Source organism: Shewanella sp. NKUCC06_TVS, assembly GCF_019345515.1.
GTDB lineage: Bacteria > Pseudomonadota > Gammaproteobacteria > Enterobacterales > Shewanellaceae > Shewanella > Shewanella oncorhynchi.
In genome coordinates this window covers 46,902-73,353 of sequence record NZ_JAHKQX010000018.1, presented here as the reverse complement: position 1 = coordinate 73,353, position 26,452 = coordinate 46,902, and the positions used below count along the sequence as shown (strand labels likewise).

27 protein-coding genes are annotated in these 26,452 nt (G+C 44.6%); 23 read left to right on the top strand and 4 right to left on the bottom strand.

Translation table 11 applies throughout. The features are described from left to right. Positions 1-6: 6 nt before the first annotated feature. The 19 genes from flgH to KO531_RS18395 all read left to right on the top strand — a co-directional run bounded on the left by flgH (position 7) and on the right by KO531_RS18395 (position 15,833). A complete protein-coding gene (flgH, locus tag KO531_RS18485) occupies positions 7-669 on the top strand; it encodes a flagellar basal body L-ring protein FlgH (protein ID WP_113940821.1) in 663 nt (220 codons plus the stop codon). Between the two features lie 14 nt (positions 670-683). Then, positions 684-1,796 carry a flagellar basal body P-ring protein FlgI gene (locus KO531_RS18480; protein WP_113940820.1) on the top strand — a complete coding sequence of 371 codons (1,113 nt, stop codon included), beginning with the start codon at positions 684-686 and terminating at the stop codon, positions 1,794-1,796. Next, a complete protein-coding gene (locus KO531_RS18475) occupies positions 1,796-2,203 on the top strand; it encodes a rod-binding protein (RefSeq protein ID WP_113940819.1) in 408 nt (135 codons plus the stop codon). The genes KO531_RS18480 and KO531_RS18475 overlap by 1 nt, the downstream gene beginning before the upstream one ends. Then, entirely contained in the window at positions 2,200-3,573 is a 1,374-nt protein-coding gene (gene flgK, locus KO531_RS18470) for a flagellar hook-associated protein FlgK (RefSeq protein ID WP_219251933.1), read from the top strand. The genes KO531_RS18475 and flgK overlap by 4 nt, the downstream gene beginning before the upstream one ends. Before the next feature lie 11 nt (positions 3,574-3,584). Beyond that, positions 3,585-4,502 (top strand): flagellar hook-associated protein FlgL, encoded by a 918-nt coding sequence (gene flgL / locus KO531_RS18465; protein ID WP_219251932.1) that lies wholly within the window; start codon positions 3,585-3,587, stop codon positions 4,500-4,502. A 12-nt stretch (positions 4,503-4,514) separates the two neighbouring features. After that, positions 4,515-5,528 (top strand): hypothetical protein, encoded by a 1,014-nt coding sequence (locus tag KO531_RS18460; protein ID WP_168825875.1) that lies wholly within the window; start codon positions 4,515-4,517, stop codon positions 5,526-5,528. A gap of 144 nt (positions 5,529-5,672) precedes the next feature. Then, positions 5,673-6,485, top strand: coding sequence for a flagellin (locus KO531_RS18455; RefSeq protein WP_006083386.1), 813 nt, complete (start codon positions 5,673-5,675; stop codon positions 6,483-6,485). Between the two features lie 215 nt (positions 6,486-6,700). Then, a complete protein-coding gene (locus KO531_RS18450) occupies positions 6,701-7,504 on the top strand; it encodes a flagellin (protein WP_113940815.1) in 804 nt (267 codons plus the stop codon). Between the two features lie 219 nt (positions 7,505-7,723). Further along, positions 7,724-8,542, top strand: coding sequence for a flagellin (locus KO531_RS18445; RefSeq protein ID WP_113940814.1), 819 nt, complete (start codon positions 7,724-7,726; stop codon positions 8,540-8,542). A 303-nt stretch (positions 8,543-8,845) separates the two neighbouring features. Further along, positions 8,846-10,192 (top strand): flagellar filament capping protein FliD, encoded by a 1,347-nt coding sequence (gene fliD / locus KO531_RS18440; RefSeq protein ID WP_113940813.1) that lies wholly within the window; start codon positions 8,846-8,848, stop codon positions 10,190-10,192. A gap of 13 nt (positions 10,193-10,205) precedes the next feature. Next, the gene (fliS, locus tag KO531_RS18435) at positions 10,206-10,586 is read left to right on the top strand and encodes a flagellar export chaperone FliS (protein WP_113940812.1); all 381 of its coding nucleotides are present in this window, start codon (positions 10,206-10,208) and stop codon (positions 10,584-10,586) included. After that, positions 10,555-10,881: a hypothetical protein gene (locus tag KO531_RS18430; protein WP_219251931.1), complete on the top strand. Its 327-nt coding sequence runs from the start codon at positions 10,555-10,557 to the stop codon at positions 10,879-10,881. Before fliS ends, KO531_RS18430 begins: the two co-directional genes overlap by 32 nt. Continuing rightward, the gene (locus KO531_RS18425) at positions 10,871-12,055 is read left to right on the top strand and encodes a flagellar hook-length control protein FliK (RefSeq protein ID WP_219251930.1); all 1,185 of its coding nucleotides are present in this window, start codon (positions 10,871-10,873) and stop codon (positions 12,053-12,055) included. Before KO531_RS18430 ends, KO531_RS18425 begins: the two co-directional genes overlap by 11 nt. 16 nt (positions 12,056-12,071) lie before the next feature. Then, complete coding sequence (locus tag KO531_RS18420) at positions 12,072-12,539, top strand: flagellar basal body-associated FliL family protein (protein ID WP_131523400.1); 468 nt, start codon at positions 12,072-12,074, stop codon at positions 12,537-12,539. An 11-nt stretch (positions 12,540-12,550) separates the two neighbouring features. After that, positions 12,551-13,267: an RNA polymerase sigma factor FliA gene (locus KO531_RS18415; RefSeq protein ID WP_113940808.1), complete on the top strand. Its 717-nt coding sequence runs from the start codon at positions 12,551-12,553 to the stop codon at positions 13,265-13,267. A gap of 23 nt (positions 13,268-13,290) precedes the next feature. Further along, positions 13,291-14,148 carry a flagellar motor stator protein MotA gene (motA, locus tag KO531_RS18410; RefSeq protein ID WP_113940807.1) on the top strand — a complete coding sequence of 286 codons (858 nt, stop codon included), beginning with the start codon at positions 13,291-13,293 and terminating at the stop codon, positions 14,146-14,148. Beyond that, positions 14,148-15,068 (top strand): flagellar motor protein MotB, encoded by a 921-nt coding sequence (locus KO531_RS18405; protein WP_219251929.1) that lies wholly within the window; start codon positions 14,148-14,150, stop codon positions 15,066-15,068. The genes motA and KO531_RS18405 overlap by 1 nt, the downstream gene beginning before the upstream one ends. Before the next feature lie 34 nt (positions 15,069-15,102). Further along, positions 15,103-15,537, top strand: a complete 435-nt coding sequence (locus KO531_RS18400; RefSeq protein WP_219251928.1) for a pilus assembly protein PilZ — start codon at positions 15,103-15,105, stop codon at positions 15,535-15,537. Between the two features lie 8 nt (positions 15,538-15,545). Continuing rightward, entirely contained in the window at positions 15,546-15,833 is a 288-nt protein-coding gene (locus KO531_RS18395) for a hypothetical protein (protein WP_113940804.1), read from the top strand. Between the two features lie 64 nt (positions 15,834-15,897). Here KO531_RS18395 and KO531_RS18390 read toward each other — a convergent pair whose 3' ends face one another. From KO531_RS18390 to prmA, 4 genes are all read right to left on the bottom strand, one after another. Then, positions 15,898-18,912, bottom strand: a complete 3,015-nt coding sequence (locus tag KO531_RS18390) for a UvrD-helicase domain-containing protein (protein WP_219251927.1) — start codon at positions 18,910-18,912, stop codon at positions 15,898-15,900. Positions 18,913-19,224: 312 nt separating this feature from the next. Further along, positions 19,225-19,530, bottom strand: coding sequence for a DNA-binding transcriptional regulator Fis (gene fis, locus KO531_RS18385; RefSeq protein ID WP_006083371.1), 306 nt, complete (start codon positions 19,528-19,530; stop codon positions 19,225-19,227). Positions 19,531-19,546: 16 nt separating this feature from the next. Continuing rightward, a complete protein-coding gene (dusB, locus tag KO531_RS18380; protein WP_105250428.1) occupies positions 19,547-20,515 on the bottom strand; it encodes a tRNA dihydrouridine synthase DusB in 969 nt (322 codons plus the stop codon). 174 nt (positions 20,516-20,689) lie between these two features. Further along, on the bottom strand, positions 20,690-21,571 hold the full coding sequence (gene prmA / locus KO531_RS18375; protein WP_105250427.1) for a 50S ribosomal protein L11 methyltransferase: 882 nt from the start codon (positions 21,569-21,571) through the stop codon (positions 20,690-20,692). Positions 21,572-22,025: 454 nt separating this feature from the next. Between prmA and KO531_RS18370 the strand changes: the two genes are divergently transcribed. The 4 genes from KO531_RS18370 to KO531_RS18355 all read left to right on the top strand — a co-directional run bounded on the left by KO531_RS18370 (position 22,026) and on the right by KO531_RS18355 (position 26,425). After that, complete coding sequence (locus KO531_RS18370) at positions 22,026-22,748, top strand: fumarate reductase cytochrome b subunit (RefSeq protein ID WP_219251926.1); 723 nt, start codon at positions 22,026-22,028, stop codon at positions 22,746-22,748. 171 nt (positions 22,749-22,919) lie between these two features. Next, positions 22,920-23,591, top strand: a complete 672-nt coding sequence (locus tag KO531_RS18365; RefSeq protein WP_173247897.1) for a fumarate reductase cytochrome b subunit — start codon at positions 22,920-22,922, stop codon at positions 23,589-23,591. 93 nt (positions 23,592-23,684) lie between these two features. After that, complete coding sequence (locus KO531_RS18360; protein WP_219251925.1) at positions 23,685-25,691, top strand: fumarate reductase flavoprotein subunit; 2,007 nt, start codon at positions 23,685-23,687, stop codon at positions 25,689-25,691. Beyond that, positions 25,691-26,425, top strand: coding sequence for a fumarate reductase iron-sulfur subunit (locus KO531_RS18355; protein WP_105250423.1), 735 nt, complete (start codon positions 25,691-25,693; stop codon positions 26,423-26,425). Before KO531_RS18360 ends, KO531_RS18355 begins: the two co-directional genes overlap by 1 nt. Positions 26,426-26,452: the final 27 nt, after the last annotated feature.

Sequence of the window (26,452 nt, the reverse complement as noted above, 5' to 3'; positions counted from 1 at the left end):
GCAATCATGCGTTGGTTATGGTTTTTATGGTTTGCACTGTTATCGGGTTGTATGTCGCATATTCCAGATAAGGAGACTAAACCTGGCACTAAAGAGTGGGCACCGCCTGAGATTGACTACAGCCTGCCAGATGCAAAGGATGGCAGTCTTTATCGTCCCGGTTTTATGTTGACGCTTTTTAAGGATAAACGTGCTTTCCGTGAGGGCGATATTTTAACCGTCGCGTTAGATGAAAAAACCTATTCGAGTAAGAAAGCGGATACCAAGACCAACAAAGAACAAGATATGGGTATGGGGCTTGCGGGCAATATTGGTGATAAAACGGCCAATGCTGACGGTAAAACCTCTTTTTCGAGAGGGTTTAATGGTGCAGGCTCAAGTACACAGCAAAACCAGTTATCAGGTTCAATCACTGTAACTGTTTCTAAGGTTTTACCTAATGGTACCTTGTTGATACGTGGTGAAAAATGGCTGCGATTGAATCAGGGCGATGAGTATTTACGCTTACTTGGCATTATACGTGCTGATGATATAGGTAATGACAATACGATATCGTCGCAACGTATTGCCGATGCCCGAATTATCTATGGTGGTCAAGGTGCCATTGCCGACAGTAATGCTATGGGATGGGCTTCTCGCTATTTCAATAGTCCATGGTTCCCGCTCTAGCAAAGGATATTTTGATGCTACGTTGTTTATTATTGTTACTTTTGGCTACTGGTACACTGCAAGCGGAAGAGCAAAGCCGCTACTTGATGGATATTGTCGATGTGCAAGGTCTGCGTGATAACCAACTCGTGGGTTATGGCTTAGTCGTCGGATTAAATGGAACGGGTGACCGCTCTCAAGTTAAATTTACCAGTCAATCTGTCGTCAATATGCTTAAACAGTTTGGTGTACAGATTGATGATAAAACCGATCCTAAGTTAAAGAACGTCGCCGCTGTTGCTGTGCATGCGACTATTACTTCTCTGGCGAGCCCAGGACAATCCTTAGATGTGACGGTTTCATCCCTTGGTGATGCAAAAAGTCTTCAGGGCGGAACCTTATTAATGACGCCTCTTAGGGCTGTCGATGGTGAGGTTTACGCGGTAGCGCAGGGCAACTTAGTGGTTGGCGGTATTTCTGCCGCCGGTCGTAATGGATCATCTGTGACTGTGAATGTGCCAACTGTTGGCACTATCCCCAATGGTGCCTTACTTGAGGCACCAATCAAAAGTAACTTTAGTGATAATGAAGACATCATATTAAACCTTAAGGATCCTAACTTTAAAACCGCCCGAAATATCGAACGGGCTGTGAATGAACTATTTGGACCCGATGTTGCACGTGCGCAAGATCATGCCAAGGTTCTGATACACGCGCCTAAGTCGAATCGAGAGCGTGTGACTTTTATGTCAATGCTTGAAGAACTCAAGATTGACCAAGGCCGACGTTCACCTCGAATCGTGTTTAATAGTCGTACTGGCACTGTGGTATTAGGGGGAGATGTTGTGGTTCGTAAAGCCGCTGTGAGCCATGGCAATCTGACAGTGACTATTGTTGAACGGGAAAACGTGAGCCAGCCTAATGGCGCTTATCTTGGTAATGCCGCAGGGGAAACCGTGGTGACTAATGATAGCCAAGTATTAGTCGAGCAAGGTAACAAACGTATGTTTGTTTGGCCCGAGGGCACGGCAATTGAAGAAATCGTGCGTGCCGTAAATAGCTTAGGTGCGACACCAATGGACTTGATGGCAATTTTAGAAGCTTTGGCGGAAGCGGGCTCTTTAGAAGCTGATTTGGTGGTAATTTAATGAAAGTTGAAAATACGGGCGGTTACTTAAATAAGCTGAATGCTGATGATTTGATTAAGGCGAATGGCGAGCAAGGTGCACTTAAATTAGTCAGTCAACAATTTGAGGCGCAGTTCCTGCAAACGGTACTTAAGCAAATGCGCTCAGCCACCGACGCTATGGCCGATGAAGATAATCCTTTAACCTCCAAAAGCAATAATGGCCTTTATCAAGATTTACATGATGCGGAATTGGCCAGTCGTTTAAGCCAAGTCAATGGTATGGGCTTGGCTGACGTGATGACTAAGCAGCTATCACGTTCATTTCAGTCTGAGAAAGATCCGGTCGCCTTTGATCCTCAACAGATGACAACAACAGCGATGCAGCCTGCACTTATTATGCGGCCCGTTGTGAAGGATTTTAAATGAGCATGTTGAACATTGGTAAGTCTGGCTTATTGGCAAGCATGGCCGCATTGAATGCAACCTCAAATAACGTTGCTAATGCTATGGTTGGAGGCTATTCACGTCAGCAGGTGATGTTAAGTTCGGTTGGTGGCGGTGCTTATGGCTCCGGCGCGGGCGTGTTTGTTGATGGTGTTAGACGGATCTCTGATCAATACGAAGTCGCGCAGTTATGGCAAACAACGAGTGCTGTTGGTTTTTCTAAAGTGCAAAGTAGTTATTTGCGTCAGGCTGAACAAGTATTTGGTGCCGAAGGGAATAATATCTCAAAAGGCCTAGATCAATTATTCGCCGCCCTTAATTCATCTATGGAACAACCTAATCTCATTGCCTATCGACAAGGTGTACTTAATGAGGCTAATGCCGTTGCCCAAAGAGTGAATGCAATCAACGACAATATTGATTCGCAACGTAATCAGATCAATGGACAGCTTGGTTCATCCGTTAAAGAGATCAACTCACAACTTAATATTATTGCCAGTTTCAACCGCGACATTCAGGCAGCGAGTGTAACAGGAACGATTCCCCCTGCACTGCAAGATAGTCGAGATGCTGCAATTGATGACTTAGCGGCGATTTTAGATATTCGGGTTGTTGAAGATAGCCAAGGCATGGTCAATATCTCGCTGGCCCGAGGTGAGCCGCTATTGACGGGAAATACTGCCGCTAAGTTAACGAGTAATCCCGATCCCACCAATCCTAAGAACGATTTGGTGACTATCCAATTTGGTGCTAGCCAGTTTAATGTTGATGAAACCGCTGGTGGCAGTTTAGGTGCCTTGCTTACGTACCGTGATGTGCAGCTCGCGGATTCGCAACAGTACATAGATGAATTAGCGGTAATGTTAGCGACTGAGTTTAATTCTATTCTTGCTTCTGGCACTGACTTAAATGGTGCGACACCGTCACAGGATTTATTTACTTATCAAGCTAATAACCCAGGAGGAAGCTTATCTCTAACGGCCGGTTTTACGCCTGATAAACTTGCCTTTGGTAAAGATGGCACCCAAGGCGATAACGCAAATTTAAAAGCTTTAGTACAGCTAGCGAATAAAGAACTGAGTTTTACTAGCCTTGGCAGTAATACAAGCTTAGCGGAATCCTTCTCCAGCAAGGTTGGCCAGTTAGGTTCTGCTTCTCGCCAAGCGATTTCATTTGCTAAAACAAGTGTAGATTTGCAAAAAGATGCGCAGTCCCAATGGGCGAGTACCAGTGGTGTGAATCCCGATGAAGAAGGGATTAATTTGATCATCTATCAGCAGTCATATATGGCAAATGCGAAGGTGATTTCCACCGCAGATCAACTGTTTCAAACTATGCTTAGTAGCTTTTAAGGACTTTATTCATGCGTGTAACAATGCAAAATTTATACACTAACAATTTAAACAGTTTGCAGAACACGACCTATGATGTGGCACGTTTGAATCAAATGCTCTCTAAAGGTGTTTCAATACTATCGCCTTCGGATGATCCTATTGGTGTTGTTCGGGTAATGGATAACCAACGTGATTTAGCACTAGTACAGCAATATGTTAAAAATATCGATTCCTTAAGTACCAATATGAGCCGTGCTGAAACCTATTTATCCAGCATGGTTGAGACGCAGCAGCGGATGAAAGAAATCAGTATTGCGACTAATAGCTCGAATCTCTCGAAAGAGGATAGAGCATCCTATGCTTCTGAAATGGAAGAACTCTTAAAGGGGTTAGTGGATAATATTAACGCCACCGATGAGTCGGGTAATTATCTCTTTTCCGGTAATGCGATTGAGAAAGCTGCGGTAGTTAAGGATGCGGTTGGGCGATACGTCTACCAAGGTGATGCTAGCGAGAGAACGGTACAAACGTCTAGCTCTTCATGGACTACGGCTAATGTCACCGCCGAAAAAGTCTTGTTCTCCAATGCTGGTCAAGATATTTTGAATCAAGCAATGGACTATATTAACGTATTAAATGATCCAAGCTTATCACCAAGCGATCCTGCTTTTAGTGCGGCCGCGAGTGGAATACAAACAGCGTTAAGTGAAACCTTAGATAGCATAGGTGCGGCTATTACCGATTTCGGTGGCAAGCAAAATAATCTCGCTTTAGTTAAAAGCTCCCATGAAGAAATGGTGTTGTTTAGTAAACAAGTGATAGGTGAAACGCAGGAGCTCGATTATGCCGCTGCCACTGCCGAGTTCAATGTCAAATTAACCGCATTAAAAATTACCCAGCAAACTTTTGTACAGATAAGCCAGCTGTCCCTTTTCAATCATATGTAGGTAATGAGTTAAATGATCAAAGGGATAGGTGAGTCACTTAGTCAGTTACGTCAAAGTCAGACGGTAACGTCTCATTATGTTGCACCGATATCAGGTGTGCCTCGCAGTGCACCGAAAGCGAGGCCCATACCTAAGCATAGATTGGAAGCCTATGGACGTTGGGCTAAGGTGACTCAAGAGCAACATAATATTAGTGCATCGCAAGTGGTGTTACAGAGCTTGATTTCTGCCAAGAGTATCCTAGGTCAACTGAACAAACAGCTACAAACCTGCTTGTTCAGTAAAAACACAGTTGTTGAAGATGCATTACATAAAGCGGAGGAGTGTCGAAGACAATTAATCGAGATTAGGCCTTATTACCAAGGAAAGCGTTTACTCGATCATCACTTGAATTTGATTTCAGCATCCCAGCCTGCGGCATTACATTTTTTTAGGTTCCGACGAGTCGATCTCACATCACCTAAGAACCGCGATGAGCGGATTACGCTTTTTACTGAGAAGCAAACATTACATTTGCTTTTGCCTGCCAATAAAAATCGCTTAGAGCTACAAGATATCATAGAGCCTGTTTTAGCTTCGATTGGGATAAGTATTGACCGCTTATCGACCAATGACACAGTGTTTACTGCACAGCATGAGACTTGGATGAAGCTCAATGGGGGGATTTTAATGGTCGGCGAAGGGCAAAGGTTGCCCGCGGGTGAGCCGAGGAATATACCATTAGAAGAGAAATTTAGTTGGCAGGATCCCCGTGAATGGAATTTTACGGATACTGAAAAGTTAAAAATGACATTGGCTAAAGTGTCAAAGGTAGATAAAAAAGTCACAGTGCAAATTGATGATATTAAAGCATCCCACCGTTTACTACTGGTGAAGGTTAAGCAATTGACCGCATCTAGTCAGCCCAAATTTGAACTCCAGCATTTGCATAAATTTATGCAACCCTATCCTTTTGCCTATCAAGTAACATCTTTGATGGCGCAGGGAAATACGAACCGCGAACAGGTTAGCGCTCTGCTGCTCTAATTTTTGAAGCGAATCCTAAGTGTGATTATTTAATTTTTGAAAATAAGCTATTTGGCTTCAGTGAAGAGCTTTTCATGTCGCCTTAATGAGTTATGCCTGGATTCAGGCCTAACCAAAACAATCGTTATTTTCTGGAGAACTACTATGTTAGGTGTTCATACTAATTACGCTTCAATCGTTGCGCAGGGTGCTGTAAATAAAAGCAATAACCTTTTAACTAATGCTATGGAGCGTTTGTCGACTGGTTTACGTATTAATAGTGCATCTGATGATGCTGCTGGTCTGCAAATTGCTAACCGCATGAGTGCTAACGTAAAAGGTATGGAAACGGCTTCACGCAATATTTCTGATGCGACCTCTATGCTGCAAACCGCTGATGGTGCGTTAGAAGAATTAACGACCATTGCTAATCGCCAGAAAGAATTGGCTACTCAAGCCTCTAACGGCGTTAACTCTGCGGCTGATTTAACGGCATTAAATGATGAGTTCACGCAATTGAACGCCGAAATAACGCGTATTGTAGAAAATACCACTTATGCCGGTAATAAATTATTCGATACTGGTGTATTGACCTCTGGTACGGGCGTGAAATTTCAAATTGGCGCCGGAACAACGGAAACAATGGATGTTAAATTAGGCGCAATTCCTAAAACTGTCGCAGGTACTTTAACAGGTGGTACCGCCAATGCTGCGATTGCCCTTGTGGATACCTTCTTAGCCGCTGTGGGTACTGAGCGTTCTACCTTAGGTGCCAACATTAACCGTCTTGGCCATACTGCCGCTAACTTAGCGAGCGTTACCGAAAACACTAAAGCCGCTGCAGGCCGTATTATGGATGCCGACTTTGCGGTTGAATCTGCCAATATGACCCGCAATCAATTATTAGTTCAAGCAGGTACAACGGTACTGTCTTCAGCTAACCAAAATACGGGTTTAGTGATGGGCTTACTGCGCTAATTTTATTCAATTAGTCAGTGTTAGTTTTAATGCCAGTAAGCTTAGCTTGCTGGCATTTTTTATGGTGTTTGCGCATGCCATTTCAGTCTAGTTTTTATAGTGTCATACACTCTATTTTTAAATAGGTTTTAGTTAAGCGCTTGTGTGGTCGCTTTAGTTAGTTATCCCTGAACTCAGGTCTAACCCCGCTACTCGTTATTTAATGGAGAACTTATATGTTAGGTGTTCACACTAATTACGCTTCAATTGTTGCTCAAGGTGCTGTTAACAAAAGCAATAATCTATTGACTAATGCAATGGAGCGTTTATCGACAGGTTTACGTATCAATAGCGCATCTGATGATGCTGCTGGTTTGCAAATTGCTAACCGCATGAGCGCTAACGTTAAAGGTATGGAAACCGCTTCACGTAATATTTCTGATGCGACCTCTATGCTACAAACTGCTGATGGTGCGTTAGAAGAATTAACGACCATTGCTAATCGCCAGAAAGAACTCGCCACTCAAGCGGCAAACGGTGTTAACTCTGCTGATGATTTAACGGCTCTGAATGATGAGTTTACTCAATTAAACACCGAAATTACCCGTATTCTCGATAATACAACTTATGCCGGTAATAACTTATTCACCAAGTTGGAGGCTGGTGTTACCTTCCAAATTGGTGCTGGAACGGGTGAAAAATTGGTTGTTACAACAACAGCCATAGATGATGCAGCGCTGGCTGCTGGTGATTTAACTACTGGCGCGAATGCGGCAATTGCCCTTGTTGATACTTTTATCGCAGCAGTCGGTACAGAACGTTCTACCCTAGGTGCCAACATTAACCGTCTTGGACATACTGCAGCTAACCTTGCCAGTGTGACTGAAAATACCAAAGCCGCCGCTGGACGTATTATGGATGCCGATTTCGCGGTTGAGTCTGCCAATATGACACGCAATCAATTATTAGTTCAAGCGGGTACAACGGTACTGTCTTCTGCTAACCAAAATACAGGTTTAGTGATGGGGCTACTGCGTTAATTACGCCGAGTTGAGTTAGTTTTAAGTGCCAGTAAGCTTAGCTTGCTGGCATTTTTTATGGCGTTTTGTGGATGCCATTTAAGTCTGTTTTTATAGAGGTGATCCCATCTATTTTTTAATAAGTTTTAGTTTTGCGCTGTTGCTGTCGCCTTACTTAGTTATGGAGCTATACCGGGATTCAGGCATAGCTAAGATAACTGTTTTTCTAGGAGAGCTGATATGTTAGGTGTTCACACTAATTACGCGTCAATTGTTGCACAAGGTGCTGTTAATAAAAGCAATAATCTATTAACTAATGCTATGGAGCGTTTGTCGACGGGTTTACGTATCAATAGCGCATCTGATGATGCTGCGGGTTTGCAAATTGCTAACCGCATGAGCGCTAACGTAAAGGGCATGGAAACGGCTTCACGCAATATTTCTGATGCGACCTCTATGCTGCAAACCGCTGATGGTGCGTTAGAAGAATTAACGACTATTGCTAACCGCCAGAAAGAATTGGCGACTCAAGCATCAAACGGCGTTAACTCTACAGCAGATTTAAAAGCGTTGGATGATGAGTTTAAGCAATTAAATGCAGAAATTACCCGTATTGTAGAAAATACAACCTATGCGGGTAATAACTTATTTAAAGATGCTACTGATGGTGTACTCGTCAAAGGTGTGACCTTTCAGATTGGCTCGGATGGAGCAGAGCAAATGTCAGTTACCTTAGGTGCTATTGATAAGACTGTTACTGGTGATTTGTTGACTTCTGCAGCCGCCAATACGGCTATCGGGGCTGTTGATACCTTCTTGGCTAAAGTGGGGACAGAACGTTCAACCTTAGGTGCCAACATTAACCGTCTTGGCCATACTGCGGCTAACCTTGCCAGCGTAACTGAAAATACTAAAGCCGCTGCCGGCCGTATTATGGATGCCGATTTCGCGGTTGAATCTGCCAATATGACACGTAATCAATTATTAGTTCAGGCGGGTACAACGGTACTGTCTTCAGCTAACCAGAATACGGGTTTAGTCATGGGTCTATTGCGTTAATGTTATTGGGCAAGTGATGTCATTGGTCACGGCTAAAATGCCAGTTAGTTGCGCTGACTGGCATTTTTATTTTAGCCACGGTTTATGTATTGGTCGATAGTCGCTAAACCCGAGATTGAAACCTATAAGGTTCATGTTTTAGGGGGGTAATTTTCGATAACACAAAGTGGAAGATGGTTTTCCTGTTTAAGTGTTCATGCGGAAGTATTTAGCTGTGTTGGGGCCAGTTAATTATTTAAATTCATTTAAAAACAGTAGCTTGTTTTTGGCATGCGTTTTGCTCTAGAACGAGTGGAGGTAGTCATGATTTCAGGTATGAATGCAGCACAATTTGCTCAGCAACTGATTGGCGCAGACCGCGCAGGTAAAGATACGCTTTACAAAGGTAAGCTAACTGCCAGCAAAACACAGTTAGATGCTTATACGTTGCTCGAAAATAATATGAAGAAGATGGCCACTAAGCTGAGTGAAATGGGTGGCGATGCAGCTAAAGGCAAAATTGCTACGGTTACGGGCGAGAATGCGACCGCGACAGTTAAATCTGATGCGCCTAAGGGCAACTATGATTTGAGTGTGCATAAACTTGCGCAAGCGCATCAACTGACTAAAGCCTATTCCTCTGAAAGTGAATTGTTGCCAACGTCGGGTATTATCAGTATTCAAGTCGGTAGTGATCCGACTAAGCGTATGGAAATTGATTTGGCAACGGTTAATGGCGGTGCGGCTATTTCTGTGTCTCAGTTACGCGATGTGATCAATAAACAAGTGGGTAATCCTGGTGTACAAGCGTCATTAGTGCGCACAGGTAACCAAATCGAATTTATGCTGTCTTCAAAGGAATCGGGTGTCGCGAATCAAGTGAAGGTAGAGTTTAACGGTGCCGATTGGGGCATGACAGAACGTCGTGCAGCACAAGATGCGGAACTCACATTAAACGGTATCAGTATTACCAGCAGTAGTAACTATCTAGAAAATGTTGTTGATGGTGTCAGCCTCGAATTAGTCAAGGTGCATGCGGCTGGTGAAAGCAGCATGATTAAAGTCACAGACGATTTTGAAGCGAATAAGAAAGCGGTTAAGGATTTTGTCGATTCATTTAATTCTTTAATGACGCAAATTAATCAATTAACTCGTTCTATGGGCGTTAAAACCTCTGACTCTGGCTCTTCCGATAAAGATAAGGAAGACAAAACCACTGCAGTGAGTGAAGCGCAAATTGGTGTGTTGAAGGGGGATACCTCTATTCGCCTTCTCCAGTCTAAATTACGTGATTCTGTATTTGCAACGGCTGCTAATGGCATGCGTTTGTCTGATATCGGGATTGAGATTGGACGAGACGGAAAACTGAAAATTGATGATGCTAAGCTGACCGATAGCTTTAAAAGTGATCCAGAAAAAGTACAAGCCATGTTTACTGGTCCTGACAGTTATATCAAAAGCATAGAAAAGACCCTAAAACCTTTTACACAGTTCAATGGCTATATCGATCAAAAGCAGGAAGCGCTAAATAAGCAGATTAAAAGTGTGAATGACAGTATGGCGCGCCATGATTATCAAATGAATCAAAAGTATCAGATTTATTTAACCCAGTTTACGGCAATGGAATCCACCATTAATCAGTTTAATTCCGCAAGTCAGTTGTTTTCATAGGAAGCAGTAAAAAATGTTAAATGAGTACGATCCATTTAATGCCTACAAGCAAACCGCTTTAGATGCACAAGTAGCGGCAGCAACAACCCATGACATGGTGCGTATGTTACTTGATGGTTTATTGGAAGAACTAGAGCGGACCGCTGGCCATATGGAATACCAAAGGTTTGAGGCGAAAGGAATGAGTATCCATAAGTGCCTTAATATCGTGCATGGCTTGGACTCTATGCTTGACCTTGAAAATGGTGGTGAGGTTGCCGTGAGCTTACATCGTCTCTATGACTTTTGTAGCCGTCAGCTTGTCAGCGCCAGTGTCGAAAACAGTGCTGAAGCGCTAGTTCCAGTGACTCAGGTGATTACGAATGTCAGAGAAGGATGGACAAATCTCAATTAAGCAGTGGGCGCGTTTTGCGAATGCTTTACGCCAATATGCAGATGCTCAGGATTGGGAAAGCGTCCGAAAAGTGAACATCGCTTTGATCAAAGCCCTGCAACAGGCAGGTGAGACTCATGATATTGAGCAGAAATTGGCACGTGCAGAATTAAAGCGGGTTCATTCCCAAGTGCTACAAGAGTTGATCTTGGCTCGTGATGAATTAGCCGCTGAAATGGGCCGCTTTAAGGCGCAACAACCAGGTTTAGCCGCCTATCAATTAACACAAGTAAGTGGAGTTTTGGATGATATCTGATCTTCTTTCAACTCGTCCTGTTGGCACAAATACCAGCTTGATGACTAAAGTGGCAAGTGCAGTTGATCAAGATAAATCAGAGTCATTTACCTTGTTGGGGTTGCCAGTCGGATTGTCTGCAGCGCCTCTCCCGTTAGAGGGGACTCAGTGGACTCAGAATGGCGAACATACTTTAGAAAGAGATGCTGATACTTTTTCAAATCAATATGTTAATAGTAGTTTCATTGATTCGGCTCCTTTTGCGTCTATAGTTCCTGCTGCACAGGGATTGTCTCCGTCACTGTTAAATACTGAGATTAACTCAGTGCCTATTATTCAAGATGGCTTAGCCGCCACGCCTCAGGCTAGTCTCGTTTCACCGACTGCGGTAGCGCCGTTTGTTCCTGTGATTTTTCCCGCAGAAACTGTTAAAGCGGATCCGATAGGTCGAACTCCTGCGTCTTTAATTGGGCTTTCAACCACAGATCAAAGAGGAACGCTATTTAGTTCAGGGATGACCTCATCTATGGCTCTTGCAGGAAGTCGTACTCAGCCTGCGGGTATGAGTGGCGAATCCTTGAAAATGAGCGGCGTATTTACGCAGGATTCAACGCTGGCAACTTTCTCTGGGGATTGTGAGCATTTGAAATCTGACTCGTCAGTGTTTCAGCGTGTGTTGGCAGAACTTAGGGGGCATGAAGTTAAAGATATTAATGCGATAGGATCTCAGCAGGTTGCGGGTACGCAGGCTGCAAGTGCTACTCAATGGGGCCCTGTATCCCTCACTCCCATGGCTTCTTTAGCGCAGCACTCTCAGGAGATCCTTACTCCCTTAAGAGAGCATCTTCGTTTCCAAGTCGATCAACATATTAAGAAGGCTGAATTAAGGTTAGATCCGCCAGAACTGGGCAAGATTGAGCTCAATATTCGTTTAGAGGGCGATCGTTTACAGGTGCAAATGCACGCAGTAAATCCTGCGATTCGAGATGCATTGCTCAATGGTTTAGATCGTTTGAGAGTGGATTTGGCAATGGATCATGGCGGTCAAATTGATGTCGATATTGGCCAAGGAGAATCGCAACAGCATCAACAGGAAACTGCATTATTCTCCTCGTCGATAGCGGCTGAAACTACAACGGATAATGTAGTCGATGTGATGGCGAGAGAGAAATCCCAATTAGATTTATTGGCTTAAGTGCCGGAGTCGTTTCATGGCAATTTTAAAATCTCGTTTAGTAAAGATTATTTTAGCGTTACTTGTGCTCATTAGTTCGACCGCAGGTGCATTTTGGATTGGAACAAGTAGTGGAGATTGGAAGCTAGCAGAGCTTTTTGCATCGGAACCCGAAGTCGAACCTGTACCTGTGGCAAAGTTTTATCCATTAGAAAAGTTTGTAATATCGATTCCAGGGGATAAATATCCCCATTACATGCTGCTTGAAATGTCATTAAAAAGCCGTAATCCCAATATGAAAACGGTGTTGCTGGAGTCAGATCCACTTATACGAAACGCTATGATGAAGATGTTCTCACGTAAAACATTTGAGCAGTTGAACCACTTAGATCAGCTTGACAGTTTACAATCAGAGGCGTTGATATTGATGGTTAAAGTGCTGTCAGATAACCAATTACCGTCAGATATTGATGAAGTACTCTTTACTCGCATGGTGATCCAGTAAGAGGCCTTATCATGACAGCAGCGGGCCAACTCGCATATCAACAAACCTGTGATTATCCAGTCGAAGAGCGTCAATCTGAACAACAGATTATTCGACAATACTTGCCATTAATCAAACGTATAGTCTCGCAGATGCGCAGTCACTGCGGCGTGATGTTATCCCTCGAGGATATGGAGCAAATTGGCATGATGGCCTTGCTTGAGTCATCACGTCGGTATCCTGGTGAGCTGGATAATGGATTTATTTCCTTCGCTGGGCAACGTATTCGCGGTGCCATACTCGACGAGTTGAGGCGGCAGGATTGGCGCCCTAGGCCTGTTAGACAGCAGGCCCATGAGCTTAATGATGTAGTTAGACGTTTGAGTCGAGAGATGGGACGTGAACCAAGCGATCTTGAAGTGGCCAGTGCGCTTGGGCTGAGCGCGGAGGATTATCGGGAACGTTTATACTCGACGCAAGCAGAGTCGATGAAAAGCTTAGATGAGTTACTATTGGGCGGTGATCATCCAGTAGACAGAAGTAATGATGTTGAGCGGTTAATGCTGAAGCAAACTTTGATCAAAGTTATTTCAAAATTAAATGAAAGAGAACAGCTAATTCTGTCGCTTTACTATCATCATGAGCTGAATTTAAAAGAGATAGCTATGGCATTGGGATTGACTGAAACGCGTATTTGCCAGCTGCATAAATCAGCTATTTCACAGTTAAAAACAATATTGCAGCGCTAAAGTTTAAAAGTGAGAAGATCGTAATGAGTAAACTAGTTGGGCTGTTAATCATTTTAGCTTCTGTGTTTGGCGGATATGTTTGGGCTGGTGGAGCTTTGTCTGCATTGTGGCAGCCTGCTGAAATTTTAATCATTATGGGGGCCGGAGTAGGGGCGCTTATTATTGCTAACCCGCAATCAGTATTAAAAGAAATGCTTGAGCAGTTAAAAGAATTATTTAATAAGGGCAAAGAAGATCCTGAATTATATCCTCAGTTATTTCCTTTGATGGGCACTTTAATGGCTCAGATCCAATCTCAAGGCTTAAAAGTGCTCGATGAACATTTAGAAAATCCTCATCAGAGCTCTATTTTTCTAATGTACCCAGCCGTGCTCAATCACCCAAATGTTTTACAGTTTTTAATTGATAACTTACGAGTGCAATCTATTGGGAAAATATCTCCCCATGACTTAGAGCATATCCTAGAAGAAGAGATTCATCGAATAGAAGAGGACAGATTACGACCATCGGAAGCTTTTAGTAAGGTGGGTGAAGCTATGCCTGGCTTTGGTATTTTAGCTGCTGTACTCGGTATTATCATTACTATGTCTAATATTGATGGCCCAATTACTATGATTGGTGTCAAAGTTGCCGCGGCATTAGTCGGTACATTTATTGGTATTTTCGCGTGTTATTGTTTCTTTGACCCAATGTCAAAGGCATTAGAACATCTGGTTGATCGCAAATCGGCACAGCTTCGGTGCATAGCCGCTATTTTAGTGACCTTTTCAAAAGGTAAACCACCAATGATGGCTATTGATGCGGGACGGAAACAAATACAAAGTGAAAATCGTCCTTCATTTATCGAGTTAGAACGTTGGATGGAAGGGCAGAGAAGCTAATGCTCCATAAAAATGAGCCGATTATTATCAAGCGGCGAAAGCGAGGAAAGCGTAATCATGGGCATGGTGGTGCGTGGAAAGTCGCTTTTGCCGATTTCACGCTTGCTATGATGGCGCTCTTTATGGTGCTGTGGATCATGCAAATCGCAGATCAAAAAGAGCGAACCATGATAGTGCAGTATTTACGTGGAGATATGAATCCCACTGGCCCAATGAATCCATTTGAGCTAAGTCAGTCATCTTCAATTATTGATTTAGAAGGCAATATGTCTATTGCCCCTCCAATCATACCTTCCAATTCTATGCCTAGAGGTTCGGAGTCAGAAGGATTAGAGGAAGGTACGCTCATCCCTGGGCAATTTGATACTCAGGCGCAATTAACTGTGCTCGCCAGAGAATTGAATCGAGTCGTGCAAAGCTCGAGCATGGCTGAGAACATTTCTGTGACTATTGTGCCTCAAGGCATACGCATCTTAATTCACGATAATGTGAATCAATTTATGTTTACGCGGGGTAGTGCACAGATGCAGCCCTATTTTGAAGAATTACTTTTATCTTTAGGGCCTATTTTAAAAAATATAACTAATAGCATGGTTATTTCTGGTCATACGGATTCAACGCCTTATGCGGGCAGTTTATTTACTAATTGGGAATTATCGAGTGAAAGAGCACTATTAGCACGAAGAGTGCTTGAGCGTGGCGGTGTTAAACGCGATCAGGTTATTCAGGTGACGGGTATGGCTGATCAGGTTCCTTACATCACTTCGGATACTGCTGCGGCGGCTAATCGTCGGATTGAGGCGCTTATTTTAACCTCCTCTGCTGAACAGTTATTAAGAGGCATGATTGGCGCTCCGATCGATACAGTCCCAAGTGGCGTTACAATCAACGAAATTAAGCGCCAAGCAAACACTCGCTAGTGTTAATACCTGCTCTCATTTGTTAGGGATGACTATGAATCTGTATGAAGAGTTTGTACATTCTGAGGATGAAGTTGAAGCGACCCCTGAGTATCAGATTATTGAATTTGATAATCGTCGAACTCATCAAAGATTTAGCCTGAGACGAAATAAAAGAGCGCCACTCGCATTTGCATGCGATGGCCTGACAGTAAATTTATCAACAACTCGCTGGTTTGTTATTACACCGATTGGAACTGCAAATATAAAAGATATTAGCATTGGCGGTGTTGGGATTTTGTGCAATGAACCACTATCAGTAGGGAGGAGATTCTATATTGAACTTGAGCAAACACGAGTCTTATGTGAGGTAACTCGAGAACACACGATTAAAGGTCGATTGAAGTTCTTAGGCGCTCGCTGGATTTATCGTGATAAAGCTGAAGTCCAGAACTTGATTGATGCAATTAGACTACGGGCGAAAATATAGGATATGCAATGGCTGCATCTTTTCATCGAAACGGCTCGGATAAATTACAGAAGGTCTTTCTGTATCTTATTCTGCTGAATTGGCTATTGCTTATTATTGTTGCACTCAATATGAATACATTACGCTTTAGCCATGGTGTTATGATTTCAATTATGATTTTTATCTATAATTATTTTCTGGCTCATTTATGTTTTATTCGTGCTGCCAGAGCGCAAGATGCTTATCTCATTTACCCAGTGGTTATTGGTGCACTCAGCTCTTTTTTCCTCGTTGTTTATTTCTTCTTTTTACTCTAAATTCCCTACCTATAAAAATGAGTTGCTACTCATTGTTATAGGCTTTTGTTGAGCATTCTTGCATCTAGCTCACATGCTTTTGGGGTCGCTCGCTTGGGAGCGATAACTTGGCCTTGTTTAGTTTATTCGTACAACTGGGTAGGTTTTGCCCGCGGTAATTGCGACAAGCCCAAAAGGGGCCGAATCGACCATCCTTTAACTGCATATCGCCACCACAGAGGCTACAAAGTGGCGCTATATGGCCACAGTTCTCATTCAAACATACCTTAAAGCCAGCAAAGCGTGTTCGGGTCATTGGGCTAGCACAGAGCTCACAACCTTCTTCCTTGTGATCGCAAAGGGGAAAATGTGAGCAGGAATAAAACGATTTAAATTTTCCCGTTCTAGGCTTAAGCGTTCCCGTGTTACAACGCACGCATTTTATGTCTTCAAATAACCTTTGTACTAAAGAGGTGCTGAACTCATCTTGTTCAATTGCGTAGCCTTTTGTAAGCATTTCGGTGACGAATGGGCTCACGTCTGTCATATCGGCAATCACATAGGCGCGGTGTTTTGCCCGCGTTAACGCGACATAAAACAGTCGACGTTCTTCTGCAAATTCAAACGCTTCCGTTTTTGGTAAAAATGCATCTAGTATCGGAGGCGTGACTTTCATTGAAGGAAAGCCATGCATTCCCGTTTTCATCCCCATGATCACCACATAATCGGCTTCTTTCCCTTTAGATGCATGAAAAGATTGGCATTCAATTTTCAAGTTAGGGTACTTAGTCTTGAGTTGGTTTACTTGGGTTTTATCGGGTAGCAGAAACCAAAAACGTGCCAGTAAATAGACGCTTGCTACGCTGTTAAGTTTGTCACTTCTAGCGCTTATCCTTGCACTAATGGCCGTTAATGCTTGTTCCAGTGCATTTGGGCTTGGTTCATTTAGGTTTGACTGCTCGTTTTCTCCGCGGCGTAATATTGAGACTGCAGGGTAGGCGACCTGCATGAGGGAGCGAATGTCCTTCCTCAATTGCGTGGGATTCTGGGTGACAAACTGAGTGGCGACTTGCCCAATACTACTGTTAAACCTAAAAGTCAGATCCAAATAGCTTTGGGCTGTTGGGCCAAAATATTGGCTAAATTGCGTGGTTAAACTTACATCTGCACCGCTAAAACGGTAAATTGCCTGCCAGTCATCCCCGACACAAAATAAAGACGCCAGCGCTTTAGAATGGGGGGCACAGGAATCCCTCAAGGCACGTACTAAGCGGGCACGTGGTTCTGAAATATCTTGGAACTCATCCACCATAATAAAACGCCACGGGCTAATAAATTGACCGCGTTGTAAATACGTCAACGCTTTGCCTATCATGTCCTCAAAATCAATGTCGCCATTTATCACTAAATGTTGCTCATAGCGCGTTAGTATGGGCTCAAGCAGTTCGAATGCCTTGCGGGTCTGCTGAGCATCGGCGGCGCGAGCAAATACCCCCTCAAGTCCATGTTCATCAAGGCAAGCCGCTTTATACAGCCCTATCAGCTGACTAAACATTTTTGCCAATTCGGTCACGCGGCCAAGTTCATGTAGGGTTGCTAGTATGGCTTCATCGGGTAAGGGCGCATATTGTACTTTAAAGACCTGTAAAGCTTGCTCAAGCTTACTGATTAACAACCCTTTTTTATGTTGGTAATAAAATAGCTCAACACACTTAGTGCCATGCTGTTGATGTAGCTGGCGTTTCCATACCATCGATTCCAAGTATTTCTGGTTATCGATATAAGGAGCGGTATGCTGGTGTTCATCAATACCATAGTATTCAAGATAAATTTGGTATTCGGGTAGATAGAAATCGGGTTGATACTGACGAAAATCAATACTGCGCACATCATGCTCGTACTTAGCTTCATAGACATATTCGATGCCATTGCTAAATAGCCAGTTGGCAATGTAGAGCTCACCAAAGCTTTTGACTCGCTCACCTTTAAGACTGCGAATATCGTTATCATTCAAGTATTGAAAATACTCGCTTTCCATATCGAACTCGAACGGGCTTTTTTCAACATAATAGAAACGGCTGAAATATTCGAAAAGTTGTTTACGGTAAGCCTCATCTTCAATCAAAGTCTCAAGGGTATTGTGCACCCACAGCTCTTTGGCTTTGTCATCCTCCGCTAAAGGGGACAAACTCGGTTTTGCTCGCTCAACGTCGGCGATAATTTTTGAGCCTAAACTGTGGAAGGTGCTCGCCTTGATATCATCCGTACCGAGCCTATTTTTAATCCGCTCATCCATCTCGTCAGCCGCTTTACGGCCATAGGCTAATAGCAATATTTCATCGGCTTTTGCTTGACCACTCTTAAGCAAATATCCTGCTCGACCAACCATCACACTGGTTTTTCCCGTGCCTGCGCCTGCCAATAACAAGTTATTGTTATCATCGATAATACAAGCTCGGCGCTGTTTTTCGGTTAAGGGATTAGATTCTACATGCTCAAAATAGTCAGCAAATTTAACGAGCTGAGACTGAATGTAATCTTCACGCAACTGCTTTATATCGGCGCGAGTCCAGCGGTGGATTTGCTTAAGCCTCGCTAACACTGTGTGTAAATGTGCAGACAATGGCAGGTTTTCACACCAAGGGAACCAGCGCTGGTATTCGCGCGCGACTCTGGCTTGTATCATTTCTAAACGTGATTCACGTAAATAAGTGCGTGTCAGTGTCTTATCCACTTTCGCCATTAACTCAGCAACGCGCGGCCCATTGGCATTTGCCCAATACTGTGCGATTTGATTGCTAAATTGATGCTGTGCAAAATAGCTGAGAAACGGCAGTTGATAGGCTTTGCCTAATACTGTGAAACCGAGTAGATAACCTAGTGGACTTAAGGTAAAAAATGGTGGGAAATCTAGCTGTTGCCAGGTAAAACATTCGTCAGCTTCTACTTTGTTGGTGCTGCGAGAGTGAGCAAAAAAGCCGCCTTTAGTGCGATTAATGCTAATACCACTCGTGGTGAGTTTTACCGCATCAGCTTTGCCAATAAAGAAACGGCCAAACCAACTGTGTTTGATATCTTGTTCAGAGTGAGTCAATGACAATGTAAAACCTACGGCTAAAAAGTTTTAGAATTAACAGACTGATTTTTAAATGCATTATAACTTAAAATCCGATGGCTCGTGTCAAGGTTGTGCTATGGGCTGTATGGATTATTTATTGATTTTGGTCTCTAGATGGAGCAAAACTTAGGTATTCGTTAACTAGGCCTTAGTTTGAAGTGAGATGAATGATAAACCAAGTATGATTTTGACTGTGTGTAACTATGTATTAGAAAGGCGTGTATCAGAAAGCAAAAAAGCCCGAATCTCTTCAGGCCTTTTCTTTTTTCAATACAACAGTTTAATCCTTGCGGATTAATTCATGCCGTATTTTTTCAATTTTTTACGCAGAGTACCACGGTTGATACCTAGCATGTTTGCTGCGCGGGTTTGGTTGCCACGAGTGTGTTGCATGATTATGTCAAGCAGAGGCGCTTCAACTTCGCTTAGCACCATTTCATAAACTTCTTGTGCTTCCTGACCGTCCAACTGTGCGAAGAAGTTAGTTACGGCACGCTTGACGGCGTCACGTAATAACTGGGGCTTGATAGTGCCGTTTGCGGTTTCGATTTTGCCAACGGTAAGCTGGTGAACTTCTGTGTTAGTTGTCTGATCAAACATTCTATTCTGCTCTTTATTAATTCTGTACTAATTCATCAAAATAACATTCCACGAGGGAATACTGTTCTGCAGCGGTTTCCAGCCGATTAAAGTCAGCCCTAAATTGGCGCTGAGCTTCTTGGTCTAGGTACCATCCCATATGTTTTCTGGCGAAGCGGATACCCTTGTATTCACCATATAAGTCATACAGTTTGGTGAGGTGTTCCAGCATCACTTGACGCTGTTCGGCAACCTCAATGGGCGCTAGCTTATTACCCGTTTCCAAGTAGTGCTGGATTTCTCTGAAAATCCAAGGCCGTCCTTGAGCACCCCGTCCTATCATCAAGGCATCGGCACCGGTGTATTCCAGCACAAAGCGGGCTTTCTCCGGACTGTCGATGTCCCCATTGGCGACGACAGGAATCGAGACATTCTGTTTGATTGCTTTGATCGTGTCGTACTCGGCGTTGCCTCTGTACATACATTGTCTCGTGCGGCCGTGAACGGCGAGCGAGGCGATGCCACAATCCTCTGCAATCTGGGCGATTTGAACACCATTCTTGTGTTCTGGCTCCCAGCCGGTGCGAATCTTTAACGTGACAGGCACATTCACTGCGGCGACCACGGCTTGTAAAATCTCTTTTACCAGCGGTGGATTTTGCATCAGCGCTGAGCCAGCCAGCTTTTTATTCACTTTTTTCGCGGGGCAACCCATATTGATATCAATGATGTGAGCACCTTGTTCAACATTGAACAAGGCGGCTTGCGCCATTAAATCAGGATCAGCCCCTGCAATTTGCACTGAGCGGATGCCTTCCTCGCCAGAATGCGTCATGCGCTGGCGGCTTTTATCTGTATCCCAAACCTCGGGATTGGATGAAAGCATCTCGGAAACCGCTAAGGCTGCGCCATAACGAAGACAAAGATTGCGGAAGGCTTGATCGGTGACACCTGCCATTGGTGCCACGATCAGCTGATTGTTCAGTTGATAGGGTCCAATCTGCATTTTATGTTTCACCTTAGCTCTTCAAAGGGGCGCTATAGTAGCCCTTTTTGTTGGCCGTGAAAAGGTCAATAAATGACCTAGAGGTAATTTTTTTTCTTGACTTTTAATTGACGAGAAGTCAGAGGCTAAATTGTTGGAAGCCAGCGGTGGCGCATGTTGCGCCACCCTTTAGCGCTATTTACGCTTACCTGTCAAGCGGCTCCAATCTTCTTTGTGAGCCGCTGCGTCCATATCGAACCATTGGCTATAAAAGTCAGAGATTTCTTGGGCTTGTTCTTTGAGGAGGCCGGAAAGGGCAAGTTTGCCACCAGTTTTTACGCGTTCTGCGATCAAAGGCGCTAATTCTCGCAGAGGGCCTGCAAGAATGTTAGCGACCAGTACGTCGGCTTTGAGATCGGCGGGTTGGTCTTCTGGTAAGTACAACGCCAGCTTGTCGGCGACATCATTGCGCTCGGCGTTGGCACGTGAGGCGTCTATGGCTTGATAGTCGATATCGATACCTGTGACTTTTTTCGCGCCCAGTTTCAGTGCAGCTACGGCTAAGATGCCTGAACCACAGCCAAAATCGATCACTTCTTCATCGCTTAAATCTAAGCTGTCTAGCCACTCTAAACACAGTGCTGTCGTGGGATGAGTGCCAGTACCGAAGGCAAGACCCGGATCTAAGATCACATTGACTGCGGTTGGATCAGGGATTTCGCGCCAGCTTGGGCAGATCCATAAACGTGTGCCAAATTGGATGGGGTGGAAGTTATCCATCCATTCGCGTACCCAGTCTTTATCTTCAATTTGTTCGACTTTATGGCTGAAGTTCTCACCGAGGAAAGGCAAGGTTTTCAGCATGGCGATGGTCGGTGTCAGATCGGTTTCTGCATCGAATAAGGCCACTACCACTGTATCGCGCCACAGTGGGGTTTCGCCTAATTTAGGTTCAAAAATAGGGGTATCTTTACCGTCTTCGAAGGTGATAGAGACTGAACCTTCTTCCATGAGCAAGTCGCTGATGGTTTCAGCGTCATCGCTATTGGTGTTTATACGGAGTTGGATCCAAGGCATGGGGGCATCCTGTGACTGAGTGTTCATAAACTAAGGGTTCAAAATATCGCGGTATTGTATACCCAAACTATCCCAAAATGCAGGATGTAGGGGGAATTTAAAGCGCTTTAGGTAAGGTCGTTTGGTTATCACTAGGCTTTAGGTTCGACGACTGGCTATCCTGGTATTACGCTTTTGTCTATACAGACAAGGGGTTAGCTGGCGGGTATGGATTGGTGTTAAAAAACGAATTGTCAGTTTCATTATTTGATATAACACTATGAAAAGTATTGGTTAATTGGTTTTACCTTTGTTTGGTTTTGATACGTTTTTTGTGATCATCTTCTAAGAGTTTAACTCCGTCAGGTGAGTTGGCTCACGCTTTAAATCTGTGACACTCAAGCCTGATTTGAGTTGCTGCTATGGTGTAGTTTGCCAAGAGGTGCCAACGATAAACGACATAGGTTAATTCAAGATGACAAGCATAACTCGAGTTCACAATAGGGTGAGTACACCGCTAGGTCATCCTTGGTCGGCTAAGGCTGATAGGCTGCAGAGTGCGACAGGGATTATGCTTGGCAGCTTTTTACTATTACACATGCATTTTGAATCGAGTATTTTGCTGGGTAAAGAGGCTTTTTATCGGGTCGTTCAGTTGCTTGAAGGTGGAATGTTTAGCAGCACAGGACATGGCTTTCCTATAGTCACTAAAGTGTTTTCAGTGTTTATGCTATTGGTGGTGATAGTACATGCCGCGGTGGCGCTACGGCGTTTTCCGGCGCAGCTAGGGCAATGGCGAGCCCTGCGTTCGCACATGGGGAATATCAAACATAAGGATACCCATGCGTGGTTTTGGCAACTGATCACTGGCTTTATCTTATTTTTCCTCGTTCCTGTTCACCTCTTCACTATGATTTTGAATCCTGAAATTGGCCCGCATTTATCGGCTGAGCGGGTTTATCACGATAACGCTTGGTTGCTGTATGCGTTGTTACTTCCCGCTGTAGTGGTACACGCCATGATTGGTCTCTATCGCGTAGCGGTAAAGTGGGGCTTAACCACTAAACGTTCAGGTCTACGAAAAGTCGCTAAGGTGTTGATTATATATCTGCTATGTCTGGGGACTGCGAGCCTTGTTTCATATCTATTTATCGGTAGCGAGCTCGATATTCCTGTGCAGCCCTTCGTACCTGAGTAGGCTTTAAGCCAGCAGCAGGATTTTGTTTCACTGCTATTATTAAGCATTAGGTTAATTATTCAGCACTCAATTGATCTGGCTCACGTTTTCGTGTGGATGTGTGAGCGATATTAGTTTGCGATAAAACTTAATGAGATTGGCTCGATAAGGTCAACGGTGTGAGGCGATAGGATGGCGATCAAATTAAATATTAAAAAATGGAGTGCTTGGCTGGATTTAAGCCAGAGTTTGTCAGGGGTAATACTCGCAGTCTTTTTGTGGACCCACTTAGTGTTAGTGTCATCGATTTTATTGGGTGCGGATGCCATGAGTTGGGTGGCACGCACCATGGAGCTGAGTTTTCTGTCCGCTGATGGACACGGTTATCCTTGGGTAGTGACTTGTATTGCCATTGGTATTGCCATTTTGGCGTTAGTGCACGTGTTAGTGGCATTGCAAAAATTACCAATGAGTCTGCGTCAGCAAAGGGCTCTACGCCAACAAATGCAAGTGATCAACCACAGCGATACTCGCTTGTGGCGTTGGCAAGCCATTACCGGTGTAGTGATTTTACTGCTGTTGCCTGTGCATTTGTGGCTTATTGGCTCGGCTCCCGAAACCATTGGCCCTCAGGGAAGCGCCGATCGTATTTGGAATCAAGGTGTCTGGATGGTTTATCTGCCTTTGCTGCTCACTGTGGAGTTACATGCAGCAATTGGCATTTACCGTGTGGCTTTGAAATGGGGGGCGGCGCGGGATCTCAACAACCGCAGTCGATTACGTAAGATCAAGACCATAGTGAGCGTGCTATTTGTCACTGTTGGTGTCGCCTCACTTCTGGCATTTTTACCCTACGCGAGTTAATTCCGCTTTTAATCAATGATTAAGTTAATCAGTGAATAGAATGTCGAACATAAAAAAACAGCACAAAACAATAGACCCCATTAAGGAGCTGGCGTGAAACTGATTTATACCGATTCATTGGTGGTAGGAGCTGGGCTCGCGGGCTTAAGGGTCGCTATCGCTTCGAAAGAGCGTGGGCTTGACACTTTAGTTTTGTCACTCATTCCTGCAAAACGTTCCCACTCTGCTGCCGCTCAAGGGGGGATGCAGGCGAGTTTAGGCAATGCCGTTAAGGGAATGGGCGATGATGAGGATGTGCATTTTCAAGATACGGTAAAAGGTTCCGATTGGGGCTGTGATCAAGATGTCGCACGGATGTTTGCCCATTGTGCACCTAAGGCAGTACGTGAGCTGGCCAATTGGGGCGTGCCTTGGTCTCGGGTGACTGCTGGCCCGAGGGAAGTGATAGTCAATGCGCAAAAAGTCACGCTACATGAGGCCCAAGAAGCCCATGGTCTTATCAACGCCCGTGATTTTGGCGGGACTAAAAAATGGCGCACTTGTTATACCGCTGACGGTACAGGTCATTCGCTGTTATACGCTATGGATAACAAAGCGATTTCCATGGATATTCCCGTCCATGAACGTATCGAAGCCTTGGCACTTATTCACGATGGTAAGCGTTGCCATGGCGTGATTGCTCGTTGTTTGATTACGGGTGAACTTAGAGCCTATGTGGCTAAGTCCACTACGATAGCCACTGGTGGTTATGGCCGAATTTATGAAGTGTCGACCAATGCGATCATCTGCGAAGGTATTGGCCAAGCGTTGGCATTGGAAACGGGCGTGGCAAGGCTTGGCAATATGGAGGCGGTACAATTCCATCCCACTGCCATTGTACCCGTGGGCATTTTAACAACGGAAGGGTGCCGTGGTGATGGCGGCTTATTGCGCGATAAAGACGGTTATCGCTTTATGCCTGACTATGAGCCCGATAAAAAGGAGTTGGCATCGCGGGATGTGGTATCGCGTCGCATGACTGAACATATACGTAAAGGTAAGGGCGTCGATAGCCCTTATGGCCCCCACCTGTGGCTAGATATTACCCTTTTAGGTCGCAAGCATATTGAAACGAATCTTAGGGAAGTGCAGGAAATTTGTGAGAATTTCCTTGGCATCGATCCCGCTAAAGATTGGATCCCTGTACGCCCAACTCAGCATTATTCTATGGGCGGTATTCGGACTAATGCCACAGGTGAAAGTCCGCAGCTTAAAGGCTTATTTAGCGTAGGTGAGGCGGCTTGTTGGGACATGCACGGCTTTAACCGTTTAGGCGGTAATTCGTTGGCCGAAACCGTGGTTGGCGGCATGATTATTGGTAAATATGTCGCCGATTTTTGTGAGAACAATAGCCTTGAGATCGACACTCAGCTTGCTGAACGGTTTATGCAGCAGGTGCAGAGTGAAATCGATATGCTGGTCGAGGGTGATGGTCACGAGAGCGCCTTTGAGCTCAAGCGCGAAATGCAGCGCATCATGATGGATTATGTGGGGATTTTCCGTAATGGCCCCGAGCTTGAAAAAGCGGTTGCCGAGCTAAAAGTGTTGCTCGAGCGTTCGCGTAAACTCGGACTTAAGTGTAAAAAGCGTCACGCCAATCCTGAGTTAGTCGAAGCTCTGCGGGTTAAGCGTATGCTAAAAGTGGCGCTAACCGTAGCCTGCGGGGCCGCAGCGCGAACAGAGAGTCGTGGTGCCCATGCTCGCGAGGATTATCCGCAGCGAAATGATCGAGACTGGCTGAATCGCACCTTGGCCAGCTGGCCCGATCCCGAGGCACTCGAACCTGTGCTTAACTACGAAGCACTCGATGTGATGAAGATGGAGCTCCCGCCGGGTTATCGTGGTTATGGCATCAACAACGCCATAGTGCATCCCGATACCGAAAAGCGTGAACAGCAAATTGCCGAGATTTTAGCTGAGCTAGGTGATGATGCTGACCGTTATCAAAGGCAGCGGGCTCTTATGCCCTTTGAATTACCCGAGAGCTTACAACCCAATAATGAACGTTTAAGTGATACTTTAAAAAGTCCATCTGCCAATGCGTTAGGAGAAAAATCATAATGAGCCAAGGTCGCCAGTTAACCTTTAATATCTTTCGTTATGATCCGCAGGAGCCAAACGATAAGCCGAAAATGGTGCGTTATCAGCTTACCGAAACGCCGGGGATGACGGTATTTATCGCCCTTAATAAACTCAGGGAAGAACAAGACACTTCATTGCAGTTCGACTTTGTTTGTCGTGCTGGCATCTGTGGTAGCTGCGCTATGGTGATCAACGGTTTCCCGACGCTAGCTTGCCGCACCTTAACGGCCAAATACCCTAAGGGTGAAATCACCTTAATGCCGCTGCCAGGTTTTGAGTTGATTGGTGATCTCTCGGTTAACACTGGTAAGTTTATGCGGGAACTGGCCGAACGCTTAAAGCTGTGGTTACACCCTAAGGCTAATGATATAAGCGTGCATCGGCTTGAAGATCCTATGGACCCAGATGAAGCTGCGCGTTTGTATGAGCTAGAGCGCTGTGTTGAATGTGGCGTGTGTGTTTCCGCTTGTGCGACTAAACAAATGCGTGAAACTTTTGTCGGCGCTGTGGGTATGATGAAAATAGCTCGTTTTGAGATGGACAGCCGTGACGCTCGTACTGCCGAGGATTTTTACCATGTGATTGGCAATCAGGATGGCGTATTTGGTTGTATGACTTTACTCGGCTGCCAAGACAACTGTCCTAAGGATTTGCCACACATGCAGCAAATCGCGTATTTACGCCGCAAGATGGCCATGACTTTGATTCGATAAGTGATAAATGATGAAAAGCGCCAATGT